This is a genomic window from Collinsella sp. CLA-ER-H4, from assembly GCF_040092395.1.
GTDB lineage: Bacteria > Actinomycetota > Coriobacteriia > Coriobacteriales > Coriobacteriaceae > Collinsella.
Map to the genome: position 1 here is coordinate 1 of NZ_JBBNLQ010000031.1, position 787 is coordinate 787.

Genomic DNA, 787 nt, shown 5'->3' on the forward strand with positions numbered 1-787 from the left:
GGGACCTCGGACAAAATCTCGGACCCAATCTGGGTCCAGGAGGGAGTCCGATGTATACGAAAGAGGAGCGCGAGGGGATTCTCTGGGAGTTCCACCGGAGCGGCCTGTCCGCCCCCGCCGCCTGCAGGAGCCTGCCGCTTTTCCCGAACAAGGACAACCTGTATGCTTGGCTCAAGCTGGAGGAGGCGGGCGAGCTGACCGCCCGTGAGATGCCCGACCGGGCGGAGCGCATGCACTGCTCGCACGGCGAGGGCAGCCCCGCATTCGCCGCGAGGCGACCGGGCACCGAGCCCGCCTCCCCGCGGAAGCGTCGAGCCGAAGGGGGCGCGGGCAAGATGGAGAGGACCGGGCGCGGAGGGGCCGGCGGCGAGCCGCCCGAGCAGACCGACTGGCGGGACTGGGGCCTGGAGGGGCTTCCCGACGACCCCGCCGAGCGCGCCCGCGAGGCCGAGGTCAGGCTCGCCGAGGCCCTGGCGGTGTTGGACGTCCTAAAAGCACCAGGCCCTGGCTCTTTGACGAACGAGGAGAAGCACAGGGCGGGAGAGGCGGCGAGGAGGCTCTCGCCGGCGGTGAGGCTCGCGGACGTGACCAGGACCCTGTCGATCCCGAAGAGCACCTATCTTGACCAGGCGCCCAGGATCTCGAGGCCCGACCCCAAGGCCGCGCTCAGGGAGCGCGTGCGCGCGTCGTTCGAGGCGAGCGGCGGCGTCTACGGGCCTGAGTCCGTGACCGCCGACCTCAGGAGGGGACCCGGCGAGCCCGTCTCGTGGCGCGAGCTCGCGCCCGG

1 protein-coding gene is annotated in these 787 nt (G+C 71.8%); it reads left to right on the forward strand.

Translation table 11 applies throughout. The annotated features are described in order from the left end of the window. Nucleotides 1–50 precede the first annotated feature (50 nt). The coding region (locus tag AAAX34_RS09420; RefSeq protein ID WP_349111074.1) for a hypothetical protein at nucleotides 51–787 on the forward strand (737 nt) is incomplete at its 3' end.